Annotated in this window: 23 protein-coding genes and 1 pseudogene; 5 read left to right on the top strand and 19 right to left on the bottom strand. The window is 56.9% G+C overall.

Going from position 1 to position 20,158, the window contains the following annotated elements; all coding sequences use genetic code 11:
* Positions 1–5 precede the first annotated feature (5 nt).
* Positions 6–374 (bottom strand): hypothetical protein, encoded by a 369-nt coding sequence (locus tag ABMC89_RS16625; RefSeq protein ID WP_009503805.1) that lies wholly within the window; start codon positions 372–374, stop codon positions 6–8.
* 210 nt (positions 375–584) lie between these two features.
* Between ABMC89_RS16625 and ABMC89_RS16620 the strand changes: the two genes are divergently transcribed.
* From ABMC89_RS16620 to ABMC89_RS16610, 3 genes are all read left to right on the top strand, one after another.
* Entirely contained in the window at positions 585–836 is a 252-nt protein-coding gene (locus ABMC89_RS16620) for a hypothetical protein (RefSeq protein WP_133358606.1), read from the top strand.
* Positions 837–960: 124 nt separating this feature from the next.
* Positions 961–1,218: a helix-turn-helix domain-containing protein gene (locus tag ABMC89_RS16615; RefSeq protein ID WP_076535506.1), complete on the top strand. Its 258-nt coding sequence runs from the start codon at positions 961–963 to the stop codon at positions 1,216–1,218.
* Positions 1,219–1,384: 166 nt separating this feature from the next.
* Complete coding sequence (locus ABMC89_RS16610) at positions 1,385–1,609, top strand: hypothetical protein (RefSeq protein WP_349569906.1); 225 nt, start codon at positions 1,385–1,387, stop codon at positions 1,607–1,609.
* Between the two features lie 103 nt (positions 1,610–1,712).
* Here ABMC89_RS16610 and ABMC89_RS16605 read toward each other — a convergent pair whose 3' ends face one another.
* The 3 genes and pseudogenes from ABMC89_RS16605 to ABMC89_RS16595 form a co-directional block, all read right to left on the bottom strand.
* The gene (locus ABMC89_RS16605) at positions 1,713–2,468 is read right to left on the bottom strand and encodes a hypothetical protein (RefSeq protein WP_349569904.1); all 756 of its coding nucleotides are present in this window, start codon (positions 2,466–2,468) and stop codon (positions 1,713–1,715) included.
* Positions 2,469–2,589: 121 nt separating this feature from the next.
* On the bottom strand, positions 2,590–3,069 hold the full coding sequence (locus ABMC89_RS16600; RefSeq protein ID WP_349569902.1) for a thermonuclease family protein: 480 nt from the start codon (positions 3,067–3,069) through the stop codon (positions 2,590–2,592).
* A gap of 288 nt (positions 3,070–3,357) precedes the next feature.
* Positions 3,358–4,476: pseudogene (locus ABMC89_RS16595) on the bottom strand (IS3 family transposase); the annotation flags it as partial.
* Between the two features lie 143 nt (positions 4,477–4,619).
* On the opposite strand from ABMC89_RS16595, the gene ABMC89_RS16590 reads away from it, so the two are divergent.
* Positions 4,620–5,063: a hypothetical protein gene (locus tag ABMC89_RS16590; protein WP_349569900.1), complete on the top strand. Its 444-nt coding sequence runs from the start codon at positions 4,620–4,622 to the stop codon at positions 5,061–5,063.
* Positions 5,064–5,201: 138 nt separating this feature from the next.
* On the opposite strand, the gene ABMC89_RS16585 is transcribed toward ABMC89_RS16590, so the two are convergent.
* The 10 genes from ABMC89_RS16585 to ABMC89_RS16540 all read right to left on the bottom strand — a co-directional run bounded on the left by ABMC89_RS16585 (position 5,202) and on the right by ABMC89_RS16540 (position 13,466).
* Positions 5,202–6,296, bottom strand: a complete 1,095-nt coding sequence (locus tag ABMC89_RS16585) for an alkene reductase (RefSeq protein WP_349569898.1) — start codon at positions 6,294–6,296, stop codon at positions 5,202–5,204.
* Positions 6,297–6,485: 189 nt separating this feature from the next.
* The gene (locus ABMC89_RS16580; protein ID WP_349569896.1) at positions 6,486–7,472 is read right to left on the bottom strand and encodes an aldo/keto reductase; all 987 of its coding nucleotides are present in this window, start codon (positions 7,470–7,472) and stop codon (positions 6,486–6,488) included.
* 16 nt (positions 7,473–7,488) lie between these two features.
* Entirely contained in the window at positions 7,489–8,052 is a 564-nt protein-coding gene (locus ABMC89_RS16575; protein WP_051372183.1) for a hypothetical protein, read from the bottom strand.
* Positions 8,049–8,981, bottom strand: coding sequence for a glutathione S-transferase family protein (locus tag ABMC89_RS16570; protein WP_349569894.1), 933 nt, complete (start codon positions 8,979–8,981; stop codon positions 8,049–8,051). The genes ABMC89_RS16575 and ABMC89_RS16570 overlap by 4 nt, the downstream gene beginning before the upstream one ends.
* Before the next feature lie 10 nt (positions 8,982–8,991).
* On the bottom strand, positions 8,992–9,669 hold the full coding sequence (locus ABMC89_RS16565; RefSeq protein WP_027260360.1) for a type 1 glutamine amidotransferase domain-containing protein: 678 nt from the start codon (positions 9,667–9,669) through the stop codon (positions 8,992–8,994).
* Positions 9,670–9,678: 9 nt separating this feature from the next.
* A complete protein-coding gene (curA, locus tag ABMC89_RS16560) occupies positions 9,679–10,716 on the bottom strand; it encodes an NADPH-dependent curcumin/dihydrocurcumin reductase (RefSeq protein WP_025054152.1) in 1,038 nt (345 codons plus the stop codon).
* A gap of 12 nt (positions 10,717–10,728) precedes the next feature.
* Entirely contained in the window at positions 10,729–11,886 is a 1,158-nt protein-coding gene (locus ABMC89_RS16555) for an iron-containing alcohol dehydrogenase (RefSeq protein ID WP_025054151.1), read from the bottom strand.
* A gap of 4 nt (positions 11,887–11,890) precedes the next feature.
* On the bottom strand, positions 11,891–12,307 hold the full coding sequence (locus ABMC89_RS16550; protein ID WP_025054150.1) for an organic hydroperoxide resistance protein: 417 nt from the start codon (positions 12,305–12,307) through the stop codon (positions 11,891–11,893).
* A 55-nt stretch (positions 12,308–12,362) separates the two neighbouring features.
* Entirely contained in the window at positions 12,363–12,950 is a 588-nt protein-coding gene (locus tag ABMC89_RS16545) for a TetR/AcrR family transcriptional regulator (RefSeq protein ID WP_025054149.1), read from the bottom strand.
* Between the two features lie 186 nt (positions 12,951–13,136).
* Entirely contained in the window at positions 13,137–13,466 is a 330-nt protein-coding gene (locus ABMC89_RS16540; protein WP_349569892.1) for an ArsR/SmtB family transcription factor, read from the bottom strand.
* Between the two features lie 102 nt (positions 13,467–13,568).
* Between ABMC89_RS16540 and ABMC89_RS16535 the strand changes: the two genes are divergently transcribed.
* A complete protein-coding gene (locus tag ABMC89_RS16535) occupies positions 13,569–14,750 on the top strand; it encodes an MFS transporter (protein WP_349569890.1) in 1,182 nt (393 codons plus the stop codon).
* A gap of 53 nt (positions 14,751–14,803) precedes the next feature.
* Here ABMC89_RS16535 and ABMC89_RS16530 read toward each other — a convergent pair whose 3' ends face one another.
* The 5 genes from ABMC89_RS16530 to ABMC89_RS16510 all read right to left on the bottom strand — a co-directional run bounded on the left by ABMC89_RS16530 (position 14,804) and on the right by ABMC89_RS16510 (position 20,049).
* Positions 14,804–15,091, bottom strand: a complete 288-nt coding sequence (locus ABMC89_RS16530; protein ID WP_025054146.1) for a hypothetical protein — start codon at positions 15,089–15,091, stop codon at positions 14,804–14,806.
* A 226-nt stretch (positions 15,092–15,317) separates the two neighbouring features.
* Positions 15,318–17,021 carry an alpha/beta hydrolase family protein gene (locus tag ABMC89_RS16525; protein ID WP_025054145.1) on the bottom strand — a complete coding sequence of 568 codons (1,704 nt, stop codon included), beginning with the start codon at positions 17,019–17,021 and terminating at the stop codon, positions 15,318–15,320.
* A 60-nt stretch (positions 17,022–17,081) separates the two neighbouring features.
* The gene (locus ABMC89_RS16520) at positions 17,082–18,203 is read right to left on the bottom strand and encodes a C4-dicarboxylate TRAP transporter substrate-binding protein (RefSeq protein WP_349569887.1); all 1,122 of its coding nucleotides are present in this window, start codon (positions 18,201–18,203) and stop codon (positions 17,082–17,084) included.
* Positions 18,204–18,229: 26 nt separating this feature from the next.
* On the bottom strand, positions 18,230–19,540 hold the full coding sequence (locus ABMC89_RS16515; RefSeq protein WP_027260355.1) for a TRAP transporter large permease: 1,311 nt from the start codon (positions 19,538–19,540) through the stop codon (positions 18,230–18,232).
* Complete coding sequence (locus ABMC89_RS16510; protein WP_074920686.1) at positions 19,537–20,049, bottom strand: TRAP transporter small permease subunit; 513 nt, start codon at positions 20,047–20,049, stop codon at positions 19,537–19,539. Before ABMC89_RS16510 ends, ABMC89_RS16515 begins: the two co-directional genes overlap by 4 nt.
* Between the last annotated feature and the right edge of the window lie 109 nt (positions 20,050–20,158).

Raw genomic sequence — 20,158 nt, 5'->3', positions numbered from 1 at the left:
CAAGGTTAGTTGCCAGCGCCCTTGTCTGATGGGGCTTTGTCTGGCGGGGCGAGTTTATGCGTACGGCTTGTACCCGCCTCGAGCGGCAGGTCGACATGCGCAAAGCCAAGGCCAATGAAGAAAGACACCACGCCGGAGATCGTCTTGAATTCGCGGATCTTGATATCGTTGTAGGTCGTCCGCGTGCGGGCGGTGACGAGTAGCTTTTCCACCCCGTCATCAGAGACAACGCGCATGATCCAGACCCCGTAATAGCTGGGGCCCTTCTTGTGTGCCGACTCCTGGCACAGGATTTCTGCGCTATAGCCGCTTTCCACGAGCTCGCGGAACCTAGCTTCCGTAACCACATTTGGTGCTTCGATGTCCCAGTTCATGGCCCGGCTCACGCTTTCTTCAATGGCGCGACTCTAGGCATTTCCACTTGAAGCCCAGAGTTACGATAGTATACTTTCAACCGCAAGGTGTAATATTGCGGATTAGCTGTAGTTTGGTCACGCGGACACTAGTCACGGCTAGTGTCCGCGATCAAGGAGATAACAGGTTTGAGAAACCCGAGGTTGATATGCCTGCTCCCTTTGCAAGCTCTGGCCCTTCTGATCTGCGTTCCCGGGCCGGTTTTGGCGGAATCTTGCTTCGCTCCACCTCGTCCCTTCCTGCCAAGCGATTCGCAGGCCGCGCGGGACTATGCGGCTATCATTCGCAGCGACTTCGAAAATTACATCCAGGATATCCAGAGCTATTTCCGTTGCCTCGACAGTGAACGTGCCCGCGCGTTCGAAGAAGCGCGGGAAGTCAGCGAGGACTATGGCCGATTTCTGCAATTGGTAGGGGATTGATGGGCAGCCTCGGGAACATCAGACTAGCAGCCCGTGGAAACCAGACGCCGATAACACCTTCAAATATCTACTTTTTAGATAACAGATTTCATCCGCTAGCGACGTCACAAAAGGTTTGTGACGCGTGGCAAAAACAATCAGAAGCAAAGGGCAGGTGGCACTCTGCCAGGCGTTGGTCGACGCGCGCAAAAGCGCAGGCTTGGGCCAGGACGACTTGGCGGACAGGCTCAAGTGCCATCAATCTCTCGTGGCGCGCATTGAGAGCGGCGAACGCCGGATCGACGTCGTCGAACTGGTCGTTCTGGCGCGCGCCATCGGCTTTGACCCGTTCGATGTCTTGGCGATCGTCGAAGCCGCCACGGAGCCCGACCACAGGATTTAAGCGATTTCATCAATCGAGAACACGGGAGGTGACTTCTCCCGGTGTGAATTCCCTACCGCGAGGACGAACAGTAACCGATTTTAACGAGGCCCGGCATACGGTTGCAGCAAACTATTTGTATCTGAGCTGCTATCCGCAACGCCAAATTGCAGGAAGTCAGTAAACAGTGAACGAAAATGAGGTCGAAGGCGTCGCGATCGCCAATTTGATTGCGGCCGATGAAGAAACCATTGTCGGCTGGGTATATCGCTGGAACACAGGTGCTCTGGCAATCCGGTGGGACATGCATGGCCCACAGCGCGTCTCAAGGATTTACCCGGATCTTAGCGATGCCGATAAAGCTGAAATCGACTTCGCGTCTCTCATGCAGCTGAATTGTCGCTACGACTGACTTGGAAGATTATGGCCTTTATGGCCCTGAATTGTGTGGTTTTTCCTGCATTCCAGGTTTAATTTCGTACAAGGCTCTGCGCGAGGTCGTAGCAGCTCAGCAGTCAGTAATTGACCTGCTCGAAACCGTAATTCCCGCTGTAGTCATGCCACTCCACAAAGACGGATCTGTGAAAAATGCTTGGGCAGTGCTCGCCCCATCTCTCAAGACCGGCATGCGCCGCAGGAAGCGCTGCGGGTGACGACGACCTCCACGAAAAATCGCCCTGGATCCCATAGGTGCCGAGGAAAACGACGGCGCTGCGGTTGCAGTCGCCATCTCGCCCAGATTCGTGCTGGCGGGCATAACGAACGTCAAAGACGCGAATGGAGCGCACGAAATTGAATTCCGGCCCGCTGATATCGATGTCGGCTCGGTCTTCCACGAGCTGGAGAGCGTAATCAGCCCTTACGAGGTTGTCCCAAGCCGCGTTGGAGCCTTTAGGCCCAAGCATCCCGCCTGCCCTGGCTGCCTGCTCGAAGAGCGGGGCTGGGGAGTTTGGAGGGGTTCCTGAACCACCATATAGGGCATCGAAGATCCGGTCCGTGGGCCGCGATCTAGCAGGTCCATCGTAAGATGCACCCATCGGGCAGCGCCAAATCTGAAGCGGCGGCTCCACCGGCCATGGAGTTATGCGCCGGATGAACTCGGCCCGTGCGCGGGCGCAGGGCACGGAAGCTGGCCATCCACCGGACAAACAAAGCAGGATGGCACAATCGATCTGATAGGTTTGGGCGCGTGCTTGCGTCGGAACTGTTGGGCCGGTCAAGGCGAGAGCTAAAAAGGCCACCAGAGGGAGGTTTTTGAATTCGAAACGCATGGCAAGAACCCTTGACGATCTTCACCCAGCATACATACGAAAATATACTATTGCAACATTGATGGTGCGTATTGCGGTTGCGGCGGTCAGCAAGATCGCGAGCTGACAGCGTCGCACTTTATCATCCGCCACGTTGCGCGCGGCGCCAGTCCCACGGCATGTCAAAGCGTCCGGACCAGATATTGCGCCGTGCGGATCTGGCTTCGGTCTCATCGCGGATGTAGTCGCGGCTGTATCGGCGATAAGCCACGGCCCACCCTTCACGCACAAGCCAGGCGTTCAGATCGGTACCGTCTTGATGACAGACCGCAATGAAGCGGCCATAGCGGTCGATATCGCGCACGGTGCAGCTCAGCTGCTGGCGGCCGATCCTGTTGGCGAGAGACAGTGCCGCTTGTTGTCCACACCGCCAGCGCTGACCCTCAGGCGTCGCGCAAAGCTGCCGACTTTCCGGGGCATCTATCCCATGCAACCTGATGCGCTGCCCCCGAATTTCCAATGTGTCGCCGTCGATCACGCTGGCAACGCCGGTCAAGCGATCGGCATGGGCATGCGGGGCGGCAACAAACGAGAACAGAAGGAGGGCGAGCATAAAGCGCATAGGGCGGACCAATCTATTTGCAGAGGTGACGAGACACAAACGGATGATTCCGTAGGGAAGACCCAAGCTCTGTGAAGTCGCCTGTAGGCCACCGCATCACATCACGGATGATTTGCAGCCGGGGCCGAGTAGGCCAAGGTTCCTATTCGCCGGGCTGGACGCCCAGTGCTTCGAGGGTTGTGCGATCGGCTGCGCCGGTGATGGGCAGGCCGCTTTGTTCTTGGAACTGTCCGTCGTCAGAGTTTTTGGGCCAGTTGGCGGCCTGATCTAAGAGAAGGTCTGGCGCATCTGGTGCCACCGTTCGATCTTCACCTGGGTCTGGGGGTGATACGGGGCGCCGCGGACGTGATCGATCTGCTGATCTTCCAGCCAATCGGTCAGCTCACCCGAGATGTAACTGGCGCCGTTGTCGGAGAGCAAGCGCGGCTTGTGCAAGACCGTTGCCTGATCACAACCCGAAGCCTGCAACGCCAGGTCCAGCGTGTCGGTCACGTCGCCTGTCTTCATCGTCGTGCAGAGCTTCCAGGCGATGATGTAGCGGCTGAAGTCATCGAGGATGGTCGAAAGATAGAACCAGCCCCAGCCGATGACCTTCAGGTAGGTGAAGTCGGTCTGCCAAAGCTGGTTCGGCCGCGTTGTCTTGTCCCGGAACTCGTCGGCCGCAGACACCACCACATAGGCCGGACTGGTGATCAGGTCGTAGGACTTGAGAATGCGATAGACAGAAGCCTCTGACACAAAATACTTTTCCGTGTCGGTGAACTGCACGGCCAATTCGCGCGGCGACAGATCGCTTTCCTTCAGGGCCAAGTCCTTGATCTTCTCGCGCACCGGTTCCGGAATGCGGTTCCAGACTCGTGACGGCTTGGGGCTGCGATCCTCAAGCGCCTCGGGCCCACCTGACAGATATCGGTCATACCAGCGATAGAAGGTCGTTCTGGGGATGCCGAGCTTGTCCAGCGTGCGCTTGGTCGGCAGATGCGACCCTTCGACGAGACAGATGATCTCCAGCTTTTCGGATGCGGGATACCTCATTCGTCGTCGCCCCCATCCCCGATCATGCTTTTTTTTGAGCAGCCGCAGTTCCAGGGCCTGCTCGGCCACGACCTCTTTCAGATCGCGGGCCTCACGGCGCAGATCCTTGACCTCAGTCGACGTCGCTGCACGCGCCGTGTCGCCCGCCAGGCGCTTTTTGCCAGCCTCAAGGAATTCCTTCGACCAGCTGTAATACAGGCTCTGGGCTATGCCCTCACGGCGGCACAGCTCTGCAATGCTGTCCTCGCCCTTCAGGCCGTCCAGAACGATCCTGATCTTCTCCTCGGCGGAATACTGTTTGCGGGTCGCACGGCGGATGTCCTTGACGACCTTCTCGCCGTGGCTCTGCTTGGTTCCGGGTTTCTGTCTCATCTCCACTCCTTGGTGGTTACGATGTGCCAGAAACCCTCTCTTATCAATTCAGCCTAAACTGTCCCATTGGCGCTGACGTCAGACATCCAGCCAAAGATGTATCAGGCAGACTTCATGCCCGCGCTCTACGCGGCGCCGAAGTTTTGAAGACGGCTGCGGCCACGGCCGATCTCGCGCGGTTGCGCCGGATCAGTCTGGCCCTGCAAGTCATGTCGGTGCTGAAGATCGGGCGTCTTTGGTCGCTCACCTCCGGGAACAAGCGCGAAAGGCTCCTGGCGCTTGCTGCGGTCGGTATCGGCACGACCCGTCCCTTGTTGGCTGCCGCCATCATACTGCGAGAAAACGACCGAGCGGTCCGGGAGTTGAGCCGCGTCTTACCTCAACATCGTCGGGTGATCGAGCGGATCTGCGGATTGTCGCAGGACCTCGGTCGACCGCTTCCCGGACTAAGTAAAACAGGACATCCGCCGTGCGACCATCTTCGAGATGAACGTGGAAAGCTACAGACGGCGGACGGCGATGGAGGCGAAACGGAAGAGAGGAAGGCCTGCCGCTTACGCGACAATCAAAAATACACCGCTGATTGACGCGGAGCGATAAACAGCTGCAGAAGAAATTCTTGCCAGCGACAATCACGGTGATATCGTCTCCGATGCCGCGACATAGAATCTCATCCTGTTTGTCGCCAGCGTCTCACCCAGATTGTCGCGCTATAGTTCCTGCGATCACTCATGTGGGAGAACAGGGTAATCGATGTATCCCTCGGCCCCGCCGCCATATGCGGTCGCGCCGTCAAGTGCGTTGAGGGGTGCGTTCTGCTGTAGCCGGGCCACCAGGTCCGGGTTGGCAATATAGGGACGACCAAAGGCGATTAGATCGGCGGCGTCACTGCGGCGCGCCGCAATTGCAAGGTCTCTGTCATAGCCATTGTTGGCGATGTAGATCCCGTTGAAACGCTGCCGCAAGATATTCAGATCAAATCCACCCTCGACGGCTCGTGCTCCGCCCGTCACACCTTCCACAACGTGGAGATAAGCCAGATCAATATCATTCAATTGATCGACAAGTGCGGTGAACACGGGTGCAGGATTGCTGTCCGTAAGGCCATTGGCAGTGCTGATTGGGGATATCCGAAGACCTGTGCGGCCATCATCGCAGATGGCCGCGACAGCTTTCGTGACCTCAAGTGTCAGCCGAATGCGGTTCTCGACCGATCCGCCATAGCCATCAGTACGCTGGTTGGCCCCGTCACGCATGAACTGATCGAGTAAGTATCCGTTCGCGGCGTGAATCTCGACGCCATCAAACCCTGCGGCAAGAGCGTTGCGCGTCGCTTGTGCGTAATCTGCGACAATCCCCGGTAACTCCTCCAGAGCCAGCGCCCGCGGTGTGAGTGCTGGTTTCTTTCCATCCGGAGTGAACGCATCCACTTCAGGGCGAACAGCGGAGGGAGCGACAGGCAATATCCCACCGGCCTGCACATCCGGGTGGGACACCCTGCCTACATGCCACAGCTGAGCAAAGATGCGGCCACCCTTGTCATGCACACCGGCCGTGACGGGGCGCCAGCTTTCAATTTGCTCGTCGGTCCAGATCCCGGGAGTAAAGGCGTACCCTGTGGCCTGCGGCGAAATGTTCACGCCTTCACTGATGATCAGGCCTGCCGATGCGCGTTGGGCGTAATATTCCTGCATCATTGGGGTGGCGATGTTTTCGGGGGACCGCGCGCGGGTTAGGGGGGCCATTACGACGCGGTTTGACAGCGTATAAGGTCCGACAACGACGGGGGAAAAGAGATCGGTTTCAGGGATGGTTGACATAGTAACTCCTCGTCTCCTGGCTGGCAGGAGAGTGAATTTGGGACAAAGGGGTGGGCCGGTTGCTTTGGGCGTGTCGGATGTGGCCAACGCCTGATCCGGTCGTTTTGGGGGCGAATTTGTGGCGGCGGCGCAGGGCTTAGGTTAAAGGCGCTGCGCCGCCAATCGAGCTTGCAATGCAGGGTTTCCGATCTACAGATTGGTCATCTGCATCCCTTGTTCCGTGTAACGGTCGCCAGCGGCAGCGCCGCGTGGGAACAAGGTGTCGAGGCGGGTGAGAATGTCCTCGGTTAGTGTGACATCGGCGGCCCCAATATTGTCTTCAAGATAGGTGCGCCGTTTGGTGCCCGGGATCGGAACAATATGATCGCCTTGGGCCAAGACCCATGCGAGCGCCAGTTGCGCAGGCGAGCATCCGGCGCTGTCGGCGATGGCACGGTATTGCTCCAGAAAGTTCAGATTCTGATCCAGATTTCCATCGGTAAAGCGCGGCTGGGTGTGCCGGAAATCATCATCAGCCAGGTCGCTTAGTGTGGTGACCTTGCCGGTCAGAAAGCCGCGCCCAAGCGGGCTGTAGGGTACAAAAGCCGTACCCAATTCGGCGCACGTGGCCAGCATCTCTGCCTCTGGGTCTCTCGACCACAGCGAATACTCTGTCTGAACCGCCGCAACCGGGTGCACCGCATTTGCCCGACGCAAAGTTTGTGCGGAGATTTCGCTTAACCCGATCCCCCTGATCTTACCTTCTTTGATAAGATCGGCCATCGCTCCGACCGTGTCCTCGATCGGGGTCACCCCATCAAGGCGATGCGCGTAATAGAGGTCGATCTGATCAATCCCCAGACGTTTCAGCGACGCCTCGACCGCCTGTTTCATGTAGGCCGGGCTGCTGTCGATGTGTCGTACGTCCGGATCGTCGGATCGGATGATTGCGAACTTGGTCGCCAGCGTGACTTTGTCCCGGTTTTGCCGGACGAAATCCGACAACAAGGTTTCATTCGCGCCGATGCCGTAGGTATCGGCGGTATCGTAGAACGTGACACCCAATTCAAGCGCACGGTCCAGCGTTTCATAGGATTGATCGCGGTTGGTCGGGCCGTAGAATTCGGACATGCCCATGCAGCCAAGCCCAATGGCTGATACGGATCCCAGTCCGCCACCCAGATTACGCGTTTTCATGTGTTTTCTCCTTGAATTAGGGTTGTGTGCAACGAGGATCAGCGGCCTGAAAAGCAGCAATCTCTTCGTCGTCGATAGACAGTGGCTCGCAGCCGTGCTCTTTCTCGCAAACAAAATCGTACTCAAAGCCAGCGGCGTGACAGCTCAGGCACTCACGCCCCTCAAAGTTGACCGCGTGGTCGCCCCGGCTGGTAATCGTCGTGCTCTCCGCCGTCACGTCGAGGGCAAGAAATTCCCAGCCATTGCTGTCCGGGTAGTCTGCGCTCGAGTGTTTGATCATCGCTTCAAACGGGACAAGCTGCATCACCGTGCCGACCGGGTATTCGATATCAGGCACGCGGTCGGTAAAAATACGGATGGCTTCCTTGAGCTTTTCCGGGTCGGAATGGAACAGGAAGGTGTTGCGCACTTTGGGGAAATCATAAATGCAGCCAAACATCTCCGAGGTGGCCTCAATCTCATTATTGGCTTGGGCTGAGATTTCGGCCTGGATTGGGAGAGCAACGAATGATGCGGCAAGCAAGGCCGCAGCGGTCACCAGTATGGCGTTAAATCGACTACATAGACTTAGTATTTTCATGTGTCTTTCCCTTGGATTAGAGTTGTACGAAGCGGATAGCCGTGTCGCGGGAAATGCACGGCAACCGTTCCCACCTGTGGCGTGTCCCGATGCAGAATGATGCGGGTGTCGTCGATATGGGCCAGCGTACCGTCGATGACTTCCGTGCCAAATTCATCGACCAGAACCTGTACCGGCGCGCCTATCGCGGGATGTGAAGATCCCGTTTCTGGAAGGGGGGCGGGGGGCGCCGAAAGCGCGATGTTGATCGCTTCAGCAGGCGCCAATTCGGTTCGTGTGCCGTGACCGAACTCCGCAATGCGCGCCATCCATGCCGACAATGCCGGGAACAGCGATAGACCGCTGCCGCTGGCGGCTGTGTCAGCTTTGGCAAAAAACCAAACCACATGATAGAGTGCCAGATCAGTCAGCGCGGGCGTGTCCCCGGCAAAGAAATCGGCACCGCCCAGCAGGTTCTCAAGCCAACCAAGCCCTGTTGTAATTTGGCCGCGATGATAGCCGACATCCGCTTTCAGGCCGTCCAGATCAATCTTGTGATCCCAAAACGCCTCGCGGTCATGGATCAGGGCTGGGGGAACGGCATCAGCGCGCAGACCCATGCTGTAACGAACCACTTGCCAGAACAAAATGCGGTCCGCCCAATCGTCGAGCAACGGGGTTGCTGTGCCCACAGTGTTCGGGGCAAGGGCGCGCGCCGGAAACCGCTGGTCAAGCTCGGCGGCGATCAGGGCGGAATCACAGTAGATATCCGCCCCGATCTGAAGCACTGGGGCCCGCCTGTAGCCACCCGTCAAGGCCAGCAGATCAGCCTTTGGCGCAATAGGAGGCACGATGACCGATGACCATGACAGCCCCTTGAAGCCCATCAAAGTTCTGATTTTTTCGGAATAGGGAGAGGCTTCATAGTGGTGCAGGATCAGGTCGACCATCGTTTTTCTCCTACTTCAGCAGCCCGAGGATATCTTGCGCGGCGGCGGCGGATGAGGCGGGGTTCTGGCCGGTGACCAGTTTTCCGTCACGCAGCACGAAACTGGCCCAATCCGCCCCTTTTTCATACTGGCCACCATTGGCCTTCAGCATGTCTTCCACCAAGAACGGCACAACATCGGTAAGGCCGACGGCCTCTTCTTCGGTGTTGGTAAAACCCGTCACCCGGCGACCAGACACCAGCGGTTTGCCGTCCGCACCTTGGGTGTGGCGGAACACGGCTGGGGCGTGGCAAACTGCGCCGACAGGCAAATCGGCGGCGGCGAAGGCCTCGATCAGGCGTTTGCTGTCCGCGCTTTCGGCCAGATCCCACAAAGGGCCGTGGCCGCCCGGATAGAAGATGGCGTCGAACCCGTCTTCGGTTACATCCGAAAGCTTCAGCGTCGTCGCAAGATGCTTTTGCGTCTCTGGATCGTCTTTGAACCGACGGGTGTCGTTGGTCTGTGCGTCAGCGTTGTCGCTGGACGGATCAATCGGCGGCTGTCCCCCTTTGGGCGAGGCCAGTATAATATCTGCTCCGGCGTCCTTGAAGACGTAATAGGGGGCCGCAAACTCCTCCAGCCAGAAGCCAGTTTTCTTGCCTGTGTCCCCGAGTGTGTCGTGGGATGTCAGTACCATCAGAATTTTCATGTTATTTTCCTATTTTTTCTGGCCGACGCGGATCACGCGCTTGCCAAAGTTTTCGCCATTCAGCAGGCCAATGAAGGCTTCGAGCGCATTTTCCAAACCGTCGATGATCTCTTCGCGGTACTTGATTTGGCCGCTTTCGATCCACGCCCCCATGTCTTTGGCAAAATCCGGGTAGAGGTGGCCGAAGTCGTCAAAGATGATGAAGCCCTGCACCTTGATCTTCTTGCGCAGGATTTGACCCATAAGCCAATTCATCCGGTCCGGTCCTTTGGGCAAGTCAGTCGCATTATACTGAGAGATCAATCCGCAGACCGGCACCCGTGAGTTTGGATTCAACAGCGGGATGACCCCGTCGAGGACCTTGCCGCCGACATTTTCGAAATAGACATCAATGCCATCGGGACAGGCCTTTGCAAGCTGTTCGGCAAAGTCATCTGCCTTGTGATCGATACAGGCGTCAAAACCCAACTCATTGACCGCATGGGCGCATTTTTCTGGCCCGCCCGCGATGCCGACCACGCGGCAGCCAAGGATCTTGCCGATCTGGCCCACAGTGGCCCCGACCGGGCCGGTTGCGGCCGCCACGGCGATGGTTTCGCCCGGCTTTGGCGCGCCAATTTGCGTCAGACCCGCCCAAGCGGTAAATCCGGGCATACCCATGATACCGAGCGCCCAAGACGGGTGTGCAGGCGAGGTGCCCAGATTGGTGGTCCGCGTGCCATCCGACAGCGCATAATCCTGCCAGCCATTGAAGCTGAGCACCCAGTCGCCCGGCGCAAAGCCATCAACCTTTGAGGTGACGACCTGAGCCACTGTGCCGCCCTCCATCACGCCATCAATTTCCACCGGCGCGGCGTAAGATGGCGCATCGCTCATGCGCCCCCGCATATAAGGGTCCAGCGACAGATATTCGGTGCGCAGAAGCATCTGCCCAGCACCGGGGGAGGGGACGTCCCCTTCGACCAAGCGAAGCGTGTCCTTGGTCGGTTCGCCTTTGGGGCGTTCCGCCAACACAAGCTGGCGGTTTACTGTTTCAGTCTGTGCCATGGTCATCATCTCCTACAAGGCTGTTTCAAGAATGCGGCGGGCATCTTCGGGGGTGATGGCATTTTGTTCGCCAAGGGCGGTCATGCCGTGATCCTTCAAGGCGGCGACGATAAGATCAATTTCAGGTGCAGCAATTGCGTAATCGCCGAGTCGGGTTTTGATACCCATCTGTTCAAAGAACCTGCGTGTTGCCTTGATCACGGCATCAATCCGCGCATCATCAGATCCCTCACGGATGTCCCAAACATTAGCAGCATATTGCAGCAGTTTCTCGCGTTTGGGGCCACGTTGGTCGCTCATCAGTGACGGCAACACGACAGCCAGTGTGCGGGCGTGGTCGGTGTCATTGAGCGCAGTAATCTCATGTCCGATCATATGGCTTGCCCAGTCCTGCGGGACACCTGCGCCGATCAGGCCATTCAGTGCCAGTGTTGCCGTCCACATCAGGTTGGCGCGAACGTCATAGTCCTCCGGCGTCTCAAGGGCTTTGGGCCCAAGCTCGATCAGGGTGCGTAGCAGGGTTTCGGCAAAACCGTCCTGAACGCGCGCGGCGGATGGATAGGTCAGATATTGTTCGATGATGTGAACAAACGCGTCGGCCACGCCGTTCGCGATTTGACGGGGCGGCAGCGTGTAAGTGACCTCGGGGTCCAGCACCGAGAAAACCGGGTAGCAATGTGGGCTACCAAACGGAAGCTTAGCGCCCTTCTCGGGATTGGTGATCACAGCGCCAGAGTTCATCTCCGAACCGGTGGCGGGCAAGGTCAACACGGTGCCAAAGGGCAGCGCTTGCGTGATGACCGACCCGCGAGATGTCAGGATGTCCCAGGCGTCGCCATCATATTTGGCCGCCGCCGCGATAAATTTGGTGGCGTCAATAACGGAGCCACCGCCGACAGCCAACAGGAAGGTGATCCCTTCTTGGCCAATCACGTCGACAGCCTTCAGCGCAGTGGCAAAGCGCGGATTGGGCTCAATACCGCCAAATTCGACCAAGGTCCGGCCCGCAAGTGCCGCACGCACCTGACCAAGGACGCCTGTTTTCTCCGCGCTGCCTCCACCATAAAGGATCAGCACCTTTGCGTCAGCCGGAACCTGATCCTTCAGGTCCGCGATACGACCCTTTCCAAACAGGATATGTGTCGGATTGCGAAAGTCAAAATTGTTCATGGGCTCAGTTTCCTTCAGTTTCAATGTGCAGGCGCACGTCAACGTTTCCGCGTGTGGCGTTGGAGTATGGGCAGACCTGGTGCGTCGCTTCGACAAGTCTTTCAGCATCCTCGCGGGTCATGCCCGGCAGATGTGCGGTAATGTCGAGATCAAGTCCGTATCCGCCCTCGGGGCGTTGGCCGATGCCCACCTCAACCGACGTTGATGCCACTTTGGCATCCAGTTTGAGTTGTTTTGCGGTCATTTCCATCGCGCTATCAAAACAGGCCGCATAGCCAAGCGCGAACAACTGCTCGGGGTTCACCCCCGCCTCGCGGCTGTCCGGGCGGACCATCTGGACTGAAAAGCTGCCGTCGTTGAGCGCGGCGGTGCCCGAGCGTCCTCCGGTTGCCGTTGCAGTGGTTGTGTAGAAGATTTTCATGAGCTTCCTTTCGCGAATAGACTGGTCGTCTATCGATGTGTCAAAATTTTTAGGGTTATGGTCCTGGAACGAGCACCTTTGTGGCATTCATAGCGGAATTGAGCGGAGCTTCACTGTGCGAGAGGCTCGCGACGAGGCTAGCTCCAAGCCACATGTGGTAGATCATTTCTGCCGTGGAGCGGGGGTCTTCAAGCGCGGCGATCGTGCCATCGTTCGTTCCCTGTTCAAGGGTCTCCGTCAGGCGCGCGACGATTTCGGACACACTTTTCTGCAAGATATTGCTCATGTTCTCCGAGAGGTCAGCAACCTCTGCGGACAGTTTGACGACCAAGCACCGGTCTTCGAGGTTGGGGCTGATCTGTTTTTTCCGCCACTCTTCGAAATAGGTCAGAAACCGAGACCGTGAATCCATGTCCGGATGCGCAAGCGACGCGTTCAGGCGTGTGCCATACTCCGTCATAAAATCATTCAACAGCGCACAGCCATAAGCTTCCTTGGAGGCGAAATAGTGATAGAACGACCCCTTCGGAACGCCGGCCTCTTTCAAGAGCGCACTCAGGCCGACACCTGTGTAGCCCTGCTTGGCTGTCAGGCGGCGTCCTGTGGTCAATATCTGTGAGCGGGTGTCGTTTTTCTGTTCCATGATCCCAGATATAGTCTCATTAGACCGGTCGTCTATGGGTGGCGTAGCTTTTTCTAATCACAGGGCTGTGAGCGGCGCTGTGAAACGGAGCGGGAAAGGCGCTAGCCAGCATGCACACCAGTTAGCAGCTTTGACATCCAGCCCAGAAAAACAAGCAATGCATACGCAAATCGATGCGGCACGCCCTTAGTTTGCGTTCAGCACGGCGTCCAGCAAACCAGGAAAGCGACGGTCAAGCGCATCTCTTCGCAGTGAAAGCAGGCGACCCCGCCCCTTGGGGATATTCCGGATCACACCTGCTTCGCGCAACACTTTGAACAGGTGCGACTTGGTGGATTTCGCCACTTCCGGATCCATTAAATTGCAGTTTGCCATTTCGACCGGGCCGTCGCGGAGCTGACGCACGATGTCCAACCGGCCCGGATCGCTGAGTGCGAACAAGACTTGCGTCAGTTGCAGCTCCTGTTCCTGCGGGTGCGCAAGATCGGGGCTGACAGTGTCGGGTAAGATACTCATGGTTCGAATATACTTGAACCTTCCGCAGGAAGAAACTAGAGAAAGGTTCGATAAACTTCGAACCCTTATGAAGGACTGCATTCCAAAATGACTACGATTGTGATGTCACCCAAGGCTAGAGAGCGCGCTGGTTTCGCAATCGTGCTTACTGGAAGCGCTCTGATGATGGCGAGCGTGAGCGCGCCGTCCCCCTTTTATCCGCTACTGCAGCAGCAACTTGGTTTTTCGTCTTTGGTCGTGTCGGAGATATTCGCAATTTACGCAATTGCCCTTCTTGCGACACTGTTAGTGGCCGGATCAGTCTCGGATCATGTCGGGCGGCGCCCTATTCTGTCGATAGGGTTCGTGCTACTCGCTGTTTCCGCCGCCGGATTCGAGCTGTCAGGTTCTGTGCCTGCGTTGTTGTTGGCTCGTGTAGTACAGGGCGTAGCATGCGGCCTTCTTTTGTCTACGCTGTCGGCTGCGATTACGGATTTTGAACCCCCTGAATTCAAGGGCATCGCGGCGATCTGTAATTCAGTCATCCCCCTCGTCGGGCTGGCCCTGGGGGCCTTGGTATCCGGCTTCGCGATGGAGCACCTTACCGAGCCAAAATTTGATATATTCACTGGGATTGCAATGGCCAGCCTGGTGTTGGCGCTGGCCACATGGGGCTTGCCCGAAACATCGCCACGGCATGAAGGCTTGTTGCAGGCGCTGAAGCCTCGCGTTGGCCTCCCGATCGAAGTCAGGGGCACGTTCTGGCGTGGCGCTCCGACGCTATTCGCGGGCTGGGCCACAGGGGGGCTGTATCTGTCGCTTGGCGCACTCATCATCTCACAGGTTTTTGGTATTCAAAATGTGATTGTCCAGGGCTTCGTGGTCGCATTGCTGGCCGGGGTTGGTGTGCTGGCTTGTTTCATTGCGCGCAACTACTCTGCTCGTGAGGTCACGTTGTTTGGCGCCGCAGCGCTATCAATGGGAACCTTTGCCACTTTGTTTGGCATTCATTACGAAAATCTAGTGCTCTACCTTATTGCGCTCGCCGTTGTGGGGGCGGGTTTCGGCACCTGCTTTTACGGTTTCATCCGCTCGATTATTCCACTGGTACCGGAGGATGTCAGAGGAGAAACTTTCGCTGCGCTATTCTGTATCAGTTACTTGGCATTCGGCTTGCCAGTGGTAATTGCCGGACTTTTGGTGCCGGTATTCGGGCTGAAAGTCGTTGTGATCTGTTACGGCAGTCTGATCGCCTCTCTGGCCTCTCTCGCAGGGCTGATGCGCAAATTTGGTCGAACCGACTAAGGACCCAATCTAGCCTCAACACATTGGCTGCATTACCGAATGCAGCGGGTGATTCAGGCTCTAGACGCGTTAAATGTCCCGGAAGCAAATAGACCGAATTTGACCGTCCCAGACATGGTGTCGCCGTCGCGCGCTCCCAAAAACTTCAACTTCATCGGCATCGGAAGCTCAATCTTTGTGGACCACGCAATGGCTGCTGCGCTAATTTCCAAATCTTGCATTGGACCTTTGCCATTTTTGCCAGCCATCTCTCCAACCGGAACACCACCGTCATTCCCCAATTTCAGTGTCGCATCAAATTCTCCCGTTGGCGCTTTGATAGTAATATTCCAGTATTCCATTAACGAGTTCCTTGCAGGTGTTGCAGAGAGTTGCGTATTATTGTCAAAATGATCTGCGTCTTTCCCAAGAATCTCAATCTCTTTTTCTAGGCGCCTCTGATTGGTGCAAGGAACCTAGTGAGGCATGCCATCGGAACTGGCCAGAGAACAAATACTGGCGATAGCCTTGAGGCACATTATTTGAGCCCGTCGCGCGGCAAAGCTTGTGCGACGGGCTCCCCAGTCGTTATCCAGCAGCGTATTGTGTCGCTTGCCCCGCCACCACGAACCATGTGACCAGCAGCGCGTTTGCGAAGGCGCCGGGCAAATAGCTTGCGGTTCTTTGGTAGAGGAACGTGCTAATGATCGCCGCGGTTAGCAGCAGTGGCACAAACTGAAACATGACGATGGTGTTCAGTGGCTCGGATGGTGTCAGCAGTATGCCGTTGGAAAACAACGCGGCGTATTGCATGATCAAGAACACCAGAAACCCACCCATCAGCGCCAGCGCATTCAAGGTGTAGGTTGCGCGCAGGCTTTGCCCCGCAACAGACAGCCCCCCATGCAAAGCGCGCATTGCCAGAACGAAGTAGATCGTAAAGGGCACGAGATAGACCAGCGCAGTCGCAAATCGTTCAGCGGTCAGCAATTTGACACCAACGAACCAGAAGCGAAAATCAACCTTTAGGAAGAAATCGACAATTACAGCCGAAAGGTAGGCCACAAATACCGCAGCCCCCGCCAACACCAGTGACCGGGCGATGTTGATCGGGAAGACGACCGGCTGCGTGCGGATCACGAGCCCGACAAGCCCTGCGACGGCACCGTTGATGACGGCCCAAAACGCAACCTGTGACGTGATGGTCTGAGGGAGCAATGCCGAGGCGGGAAACAACGACTCAGCAAGGGTGAAGAGCGGATAATAGTTCGCCACCGGGAACAGCGCGCTAAACAAAAATATTCCCCACCACTTTGGACCGCGCGTGGTATGCGCCGCAGCCACGGGTGTGGCTTGCAGATCGCGCAACCAGGGCAGGGACAGTAGCCCGTTCAACGTGCCCATGATCAGCACTACGAAGCCTACCAAGCCGATTAATGTGGCAAATTCCTTGTAAAACCAGATTTGGTTGTCGGCAGGCAGCGGGCGCGCGCCGTCCAGCGTTTGCGCAAACCAATCCACCGAATGGCCAATAGCCGCTCGCGATAGGTGATCACCGGGGTGTGTGACAGGTGGTTGCCACAGGATGCGCGCGTTGCCTGCTGCTATGTCGCCATAAATTTTGCCTTCTTCTACAGGCGTTTCAGAACTGAAAAACGCCATCAATTTTGGGCTTTGCTCTACATCATCGGCCTTATCCACGCCCCACATGAGGCTTGAAAATTCGTCGTATGCAGAAAACACGACCGACACGTTGCGTGGCCAGTCTGCGGTACCTTCAGCTGCAAATGGCGCGCCGACGCTGGACCCTTCCAGTACGATAGATTTGTAATCATCGGGATAGGTGGCTGCCGCTGCCAATACTGTCCAGCCGCCCATTGAGTGGCCTTCCATGCCGATGTTATCAACATCAACAATATCGAGACCGCGCAGATATTGCAGCGCTGCGGGCCCGCCGAAACCGGCTGAAAAAGCGGCCCCCTCGGAGTAGCCATGACCCGTTTGGTCAATAGACAGAACCACATAGCCGCGCCGCGAATATTCAATGGCAAAGCCGGATTGAACCTCGCGGGTGTTGATATAGCCATGAACCGCCAGAATGGCCGGCGCTTTTGTTTGGGCCGTGACGCCTTCAGGCACGTAAAGTAGCCCGCTTTGCAGATTGCCATTGGCACCGATAAAGCGGACATCTTTAATGGTGACACCGTTTGTTGTTTGCACCAAGTGAGCCGCAATAGATCCGACAAATACCAACACCAGACCCAAAGCGAATATTCGCCAGTTCGTTTTCATGTTCTGTCTCTCCCTTCCGTTAATTAAAAAGGGGGGCCGATGGCCCCCCTGAATTAGTGATCAGTTGACGCCGTAGGTATCAGCATCAAGCCGGTCATAGATTTCGCTGCGCGCCAATGCAGCGAGTGCCTCCGTGTCGGTACGGTCAACATCTTTCAGCAGCGCTTCCCAGCGGTCGATGATCCCTTTGAAAGCTGTCAGAACTTGATCCGGGTTTTCCACACCGCGCGATGTTGCGTTTTCGATCAGCGCGGTTTCGTCGGCGACAACGAAATCAGCCAACGCTTGCTGCAAGGCCGCGTCAGGGTCCAGAACAGTCATGCCGGCGTCCTTGGCCGAAGCGACGGCTGTGGCAACATCGGCGTCAAAGGCGACGCGGTGCTGCGCCAGCTCATAAGCCATTTCATCGAACAGAACGCGGCGCTGTTCGGCGGTCAGCCCCTGCCAAAACCCTGCGTTATAGCCCCATTCAAACCCTGCGTAGTAGTTGCCGATGGCGAGAGTATTCATCGAGGTGACGACATCCTTGAGGCTAAAGCTGTCGAGGGCATCCGCAGCCGCAACCGCGCAATCCAGCGAGCCTGTGTCAAGCCCGGTGTACATTTCGCTTGACGGGATCGAAACCGGAACGGCACCGACAAATTCGGCAAAGCGGGACCAAGCGCCACCGGCCATGCGCATCCGCTTGCCCTCAACATCTGCTAGGGTTTCGACGTCTGTGTTGCACATCATGAAATACTGCGATGTCGAATAGCCACCGCCAAACACAACGCCATTGTCAGCCCATTCTGCGAGGGCGGCGGGGTATGTCAGTCCGAATTCGGTCGAGGCAAAGGCCATGACCATCGGATCGGTGTTGTAGAACGCCATGTTACCGATCAGATTGGCAATCGGCAGCTCGGCCGGGGTGTAGGTGCCAGCATGATAGCTGACCTGTGCCACACCGTCACGCACCCCCTGCAAGGACGAAGCCGGCGGCAGCAAGGAGCCTGCGGAAAACACACGGAACGTCACCTCGCCATTAGTGCGTTCGGCCACACGTTTGGCAAAGTCCACATAGGGGCCGCGCACCATCGAATGCCGCTCGGCGAAGAAATGGTTTGCGTTATACTCTTCGGCTGCCGCAGGCGCGGCAATGGCCAGCCCAAGCAACGTCGCGCTGAGAGTTTTAAATATTTTCATGGTCGTCTCCTCCAGTTGAAATTTTGTCAGTTGGTCATGAATGACGGCAGGAACAGGCTGATCGCGGGAAAAGCGATCAGCAGAATTAGGGTCAATAGATCCATGGCGATGAACCATGTTGTGCCGGACATGATGTCCTTAAGCTTTACCCGCCCGGCCAGCGCGCCGTGCAGGACATAAAGATTCAAACCCACGGGTGGCGTGACCAGACCGATCTCTAGCAGTTTGATGGTGATGATGCCGAACCAAATCAGGTTTACATCCGCCGCTTCCAGTACCGGCAGCAGGACGGGCAGGGTTAGCAGCATCAGACCGATTGAATCGATCACCATGCCAAGGATGACAAACAGCACCGCGATCATCACGATGATGATGATTTGGTTGTCCGACACCGCCAGCATGCCGTCAGCCAGTGCCCGCGGCACGCCCGACAGGCCCATAAAACGGGTGAACATGATGGCACCGATCGACAGAAAGAAGATCGACGACGTGGCGATCACTGTTTGGCGGATGGCCGTGCCCAGGGCTTGGCGCGTCAGGCTGCGGCGGAACGCAGCAATGGAAAGGGCCAAAAACGCCCCGACGCTGCCCGCTTCGGTTGGAGTAAAAAAGCCGCCAAATATGCCACCCAATACGCCAAAGATCAGCACTGGGAATGGCCAGACGGATAGCAAAAGCGTCCAAAATTGTGGCCATGCGAAGGGGTTTTTAACCGGCGGTGCGAGCGACGGTTTCAGCGTGCAGCGCACCGTGATCATACCCATATAAACAAGCGCGGAAACAACACCTGGGATCAGTCCTGCAATGAAAAGCTGGCCTATAGATTGCTCAGTAAAAATCCCGTAGAGCACCATAAGGATGGACGGCGGGATGAGTGAGCCCAATGTGCCGGATGCGGCCACCACTCCTGTAGCCAATGAAGGGTGATAGTTTGCCCGCAGCATTTCGGGCACAGCGATGCGCGACATGGCAGCGGTCGTGGCAATGCTCGAGCCCGAGGCAGCAGCGAAAAGACCGCATGCCCCGACACTGGCCGAGGCCAAGCCACCTGGTACCCGCGCCAGCAGCATCCGCAACAAATCAAAGGCACCTGCCGTCAGGCCGGTACTGGCTGCGATAAAGCCCATCAAGAGAAACATCGGAATGGCCGTCAGCGACCAATCCCCGATAAAGCTGAAGGGCAACGCGCTGATAATACCAAAAGCCGCCGTCAGATTTGTCATTACGGTGATGCCAATAATTGAGACAATCATCAGTGCCACACCAATCGGCGTGCGGATCGAAAGCAGCGCGAACAGGGCGGCAACACCGGCCCAACCAATCATAAGTGCACTCATCCCGCGGCCTCGTCAGTGGTGTTTCGCGTCACGGTTTTTCCCTGAATTACCATGATCACGCGCAGTAAAGCGGCTATCGCAGCCAGCGTGAAACCAAGGGGCAGCATACAACGGGCGGGCCAGACGATGATCTCTCGACTGCCCATCACCACTTCGCCCACACGAAAGGCGCGGATGGCGTCCTGCCCTGTGCGCCATGCAATCACAGCCAGAACGGCGGCTGTCGCCATCAGCGTAAGCAGCAGACAAACTTTCTGAAGCGGTGCCGGGAAGAGGTTGAACAACAAATCAACGCTGATTTGGTCATCCTCTAATTCGACAAGCGCCATGGGAAGCATGACGATACCAACCATGTAGTAATAGGATGAAATCTCGACCGTGCCCTGGATGGGGGCATTGAACGCGACCTTTAATACGACATCCAGCGTCACATGCAGCATCATAAAAAGCAGACCCGCGCCGCCTAGGTACATCAGCGTTTGCGTCAAGCGTCGAAATGCCGTTTCCATCTTTCCCCCCTTCATGCCACGCAAATTGCATGCGCATGCCTCCGGCTCCTTTCTTTTCTAGTCCAGCAGCTACAGGCAAATACCATTGCTTGATCGGTTGATCGCATTT

Source organism: Sulfitobacter sp. HNIBRBA3233, from assembly GCF_040149665.1.
Taxonomy (GTDB): Bacteria; Pseudomonadota; Alphaproteobacteria; order Rhodobacterales; family Rhodobacteraceae; genus Sulfitobacter; species Sulfitobacter marinivivus.
Note: the sequence above shows the minus strand (reverse complement) of the source record. Positions and strands in the feature narration are given on the sequence as shown.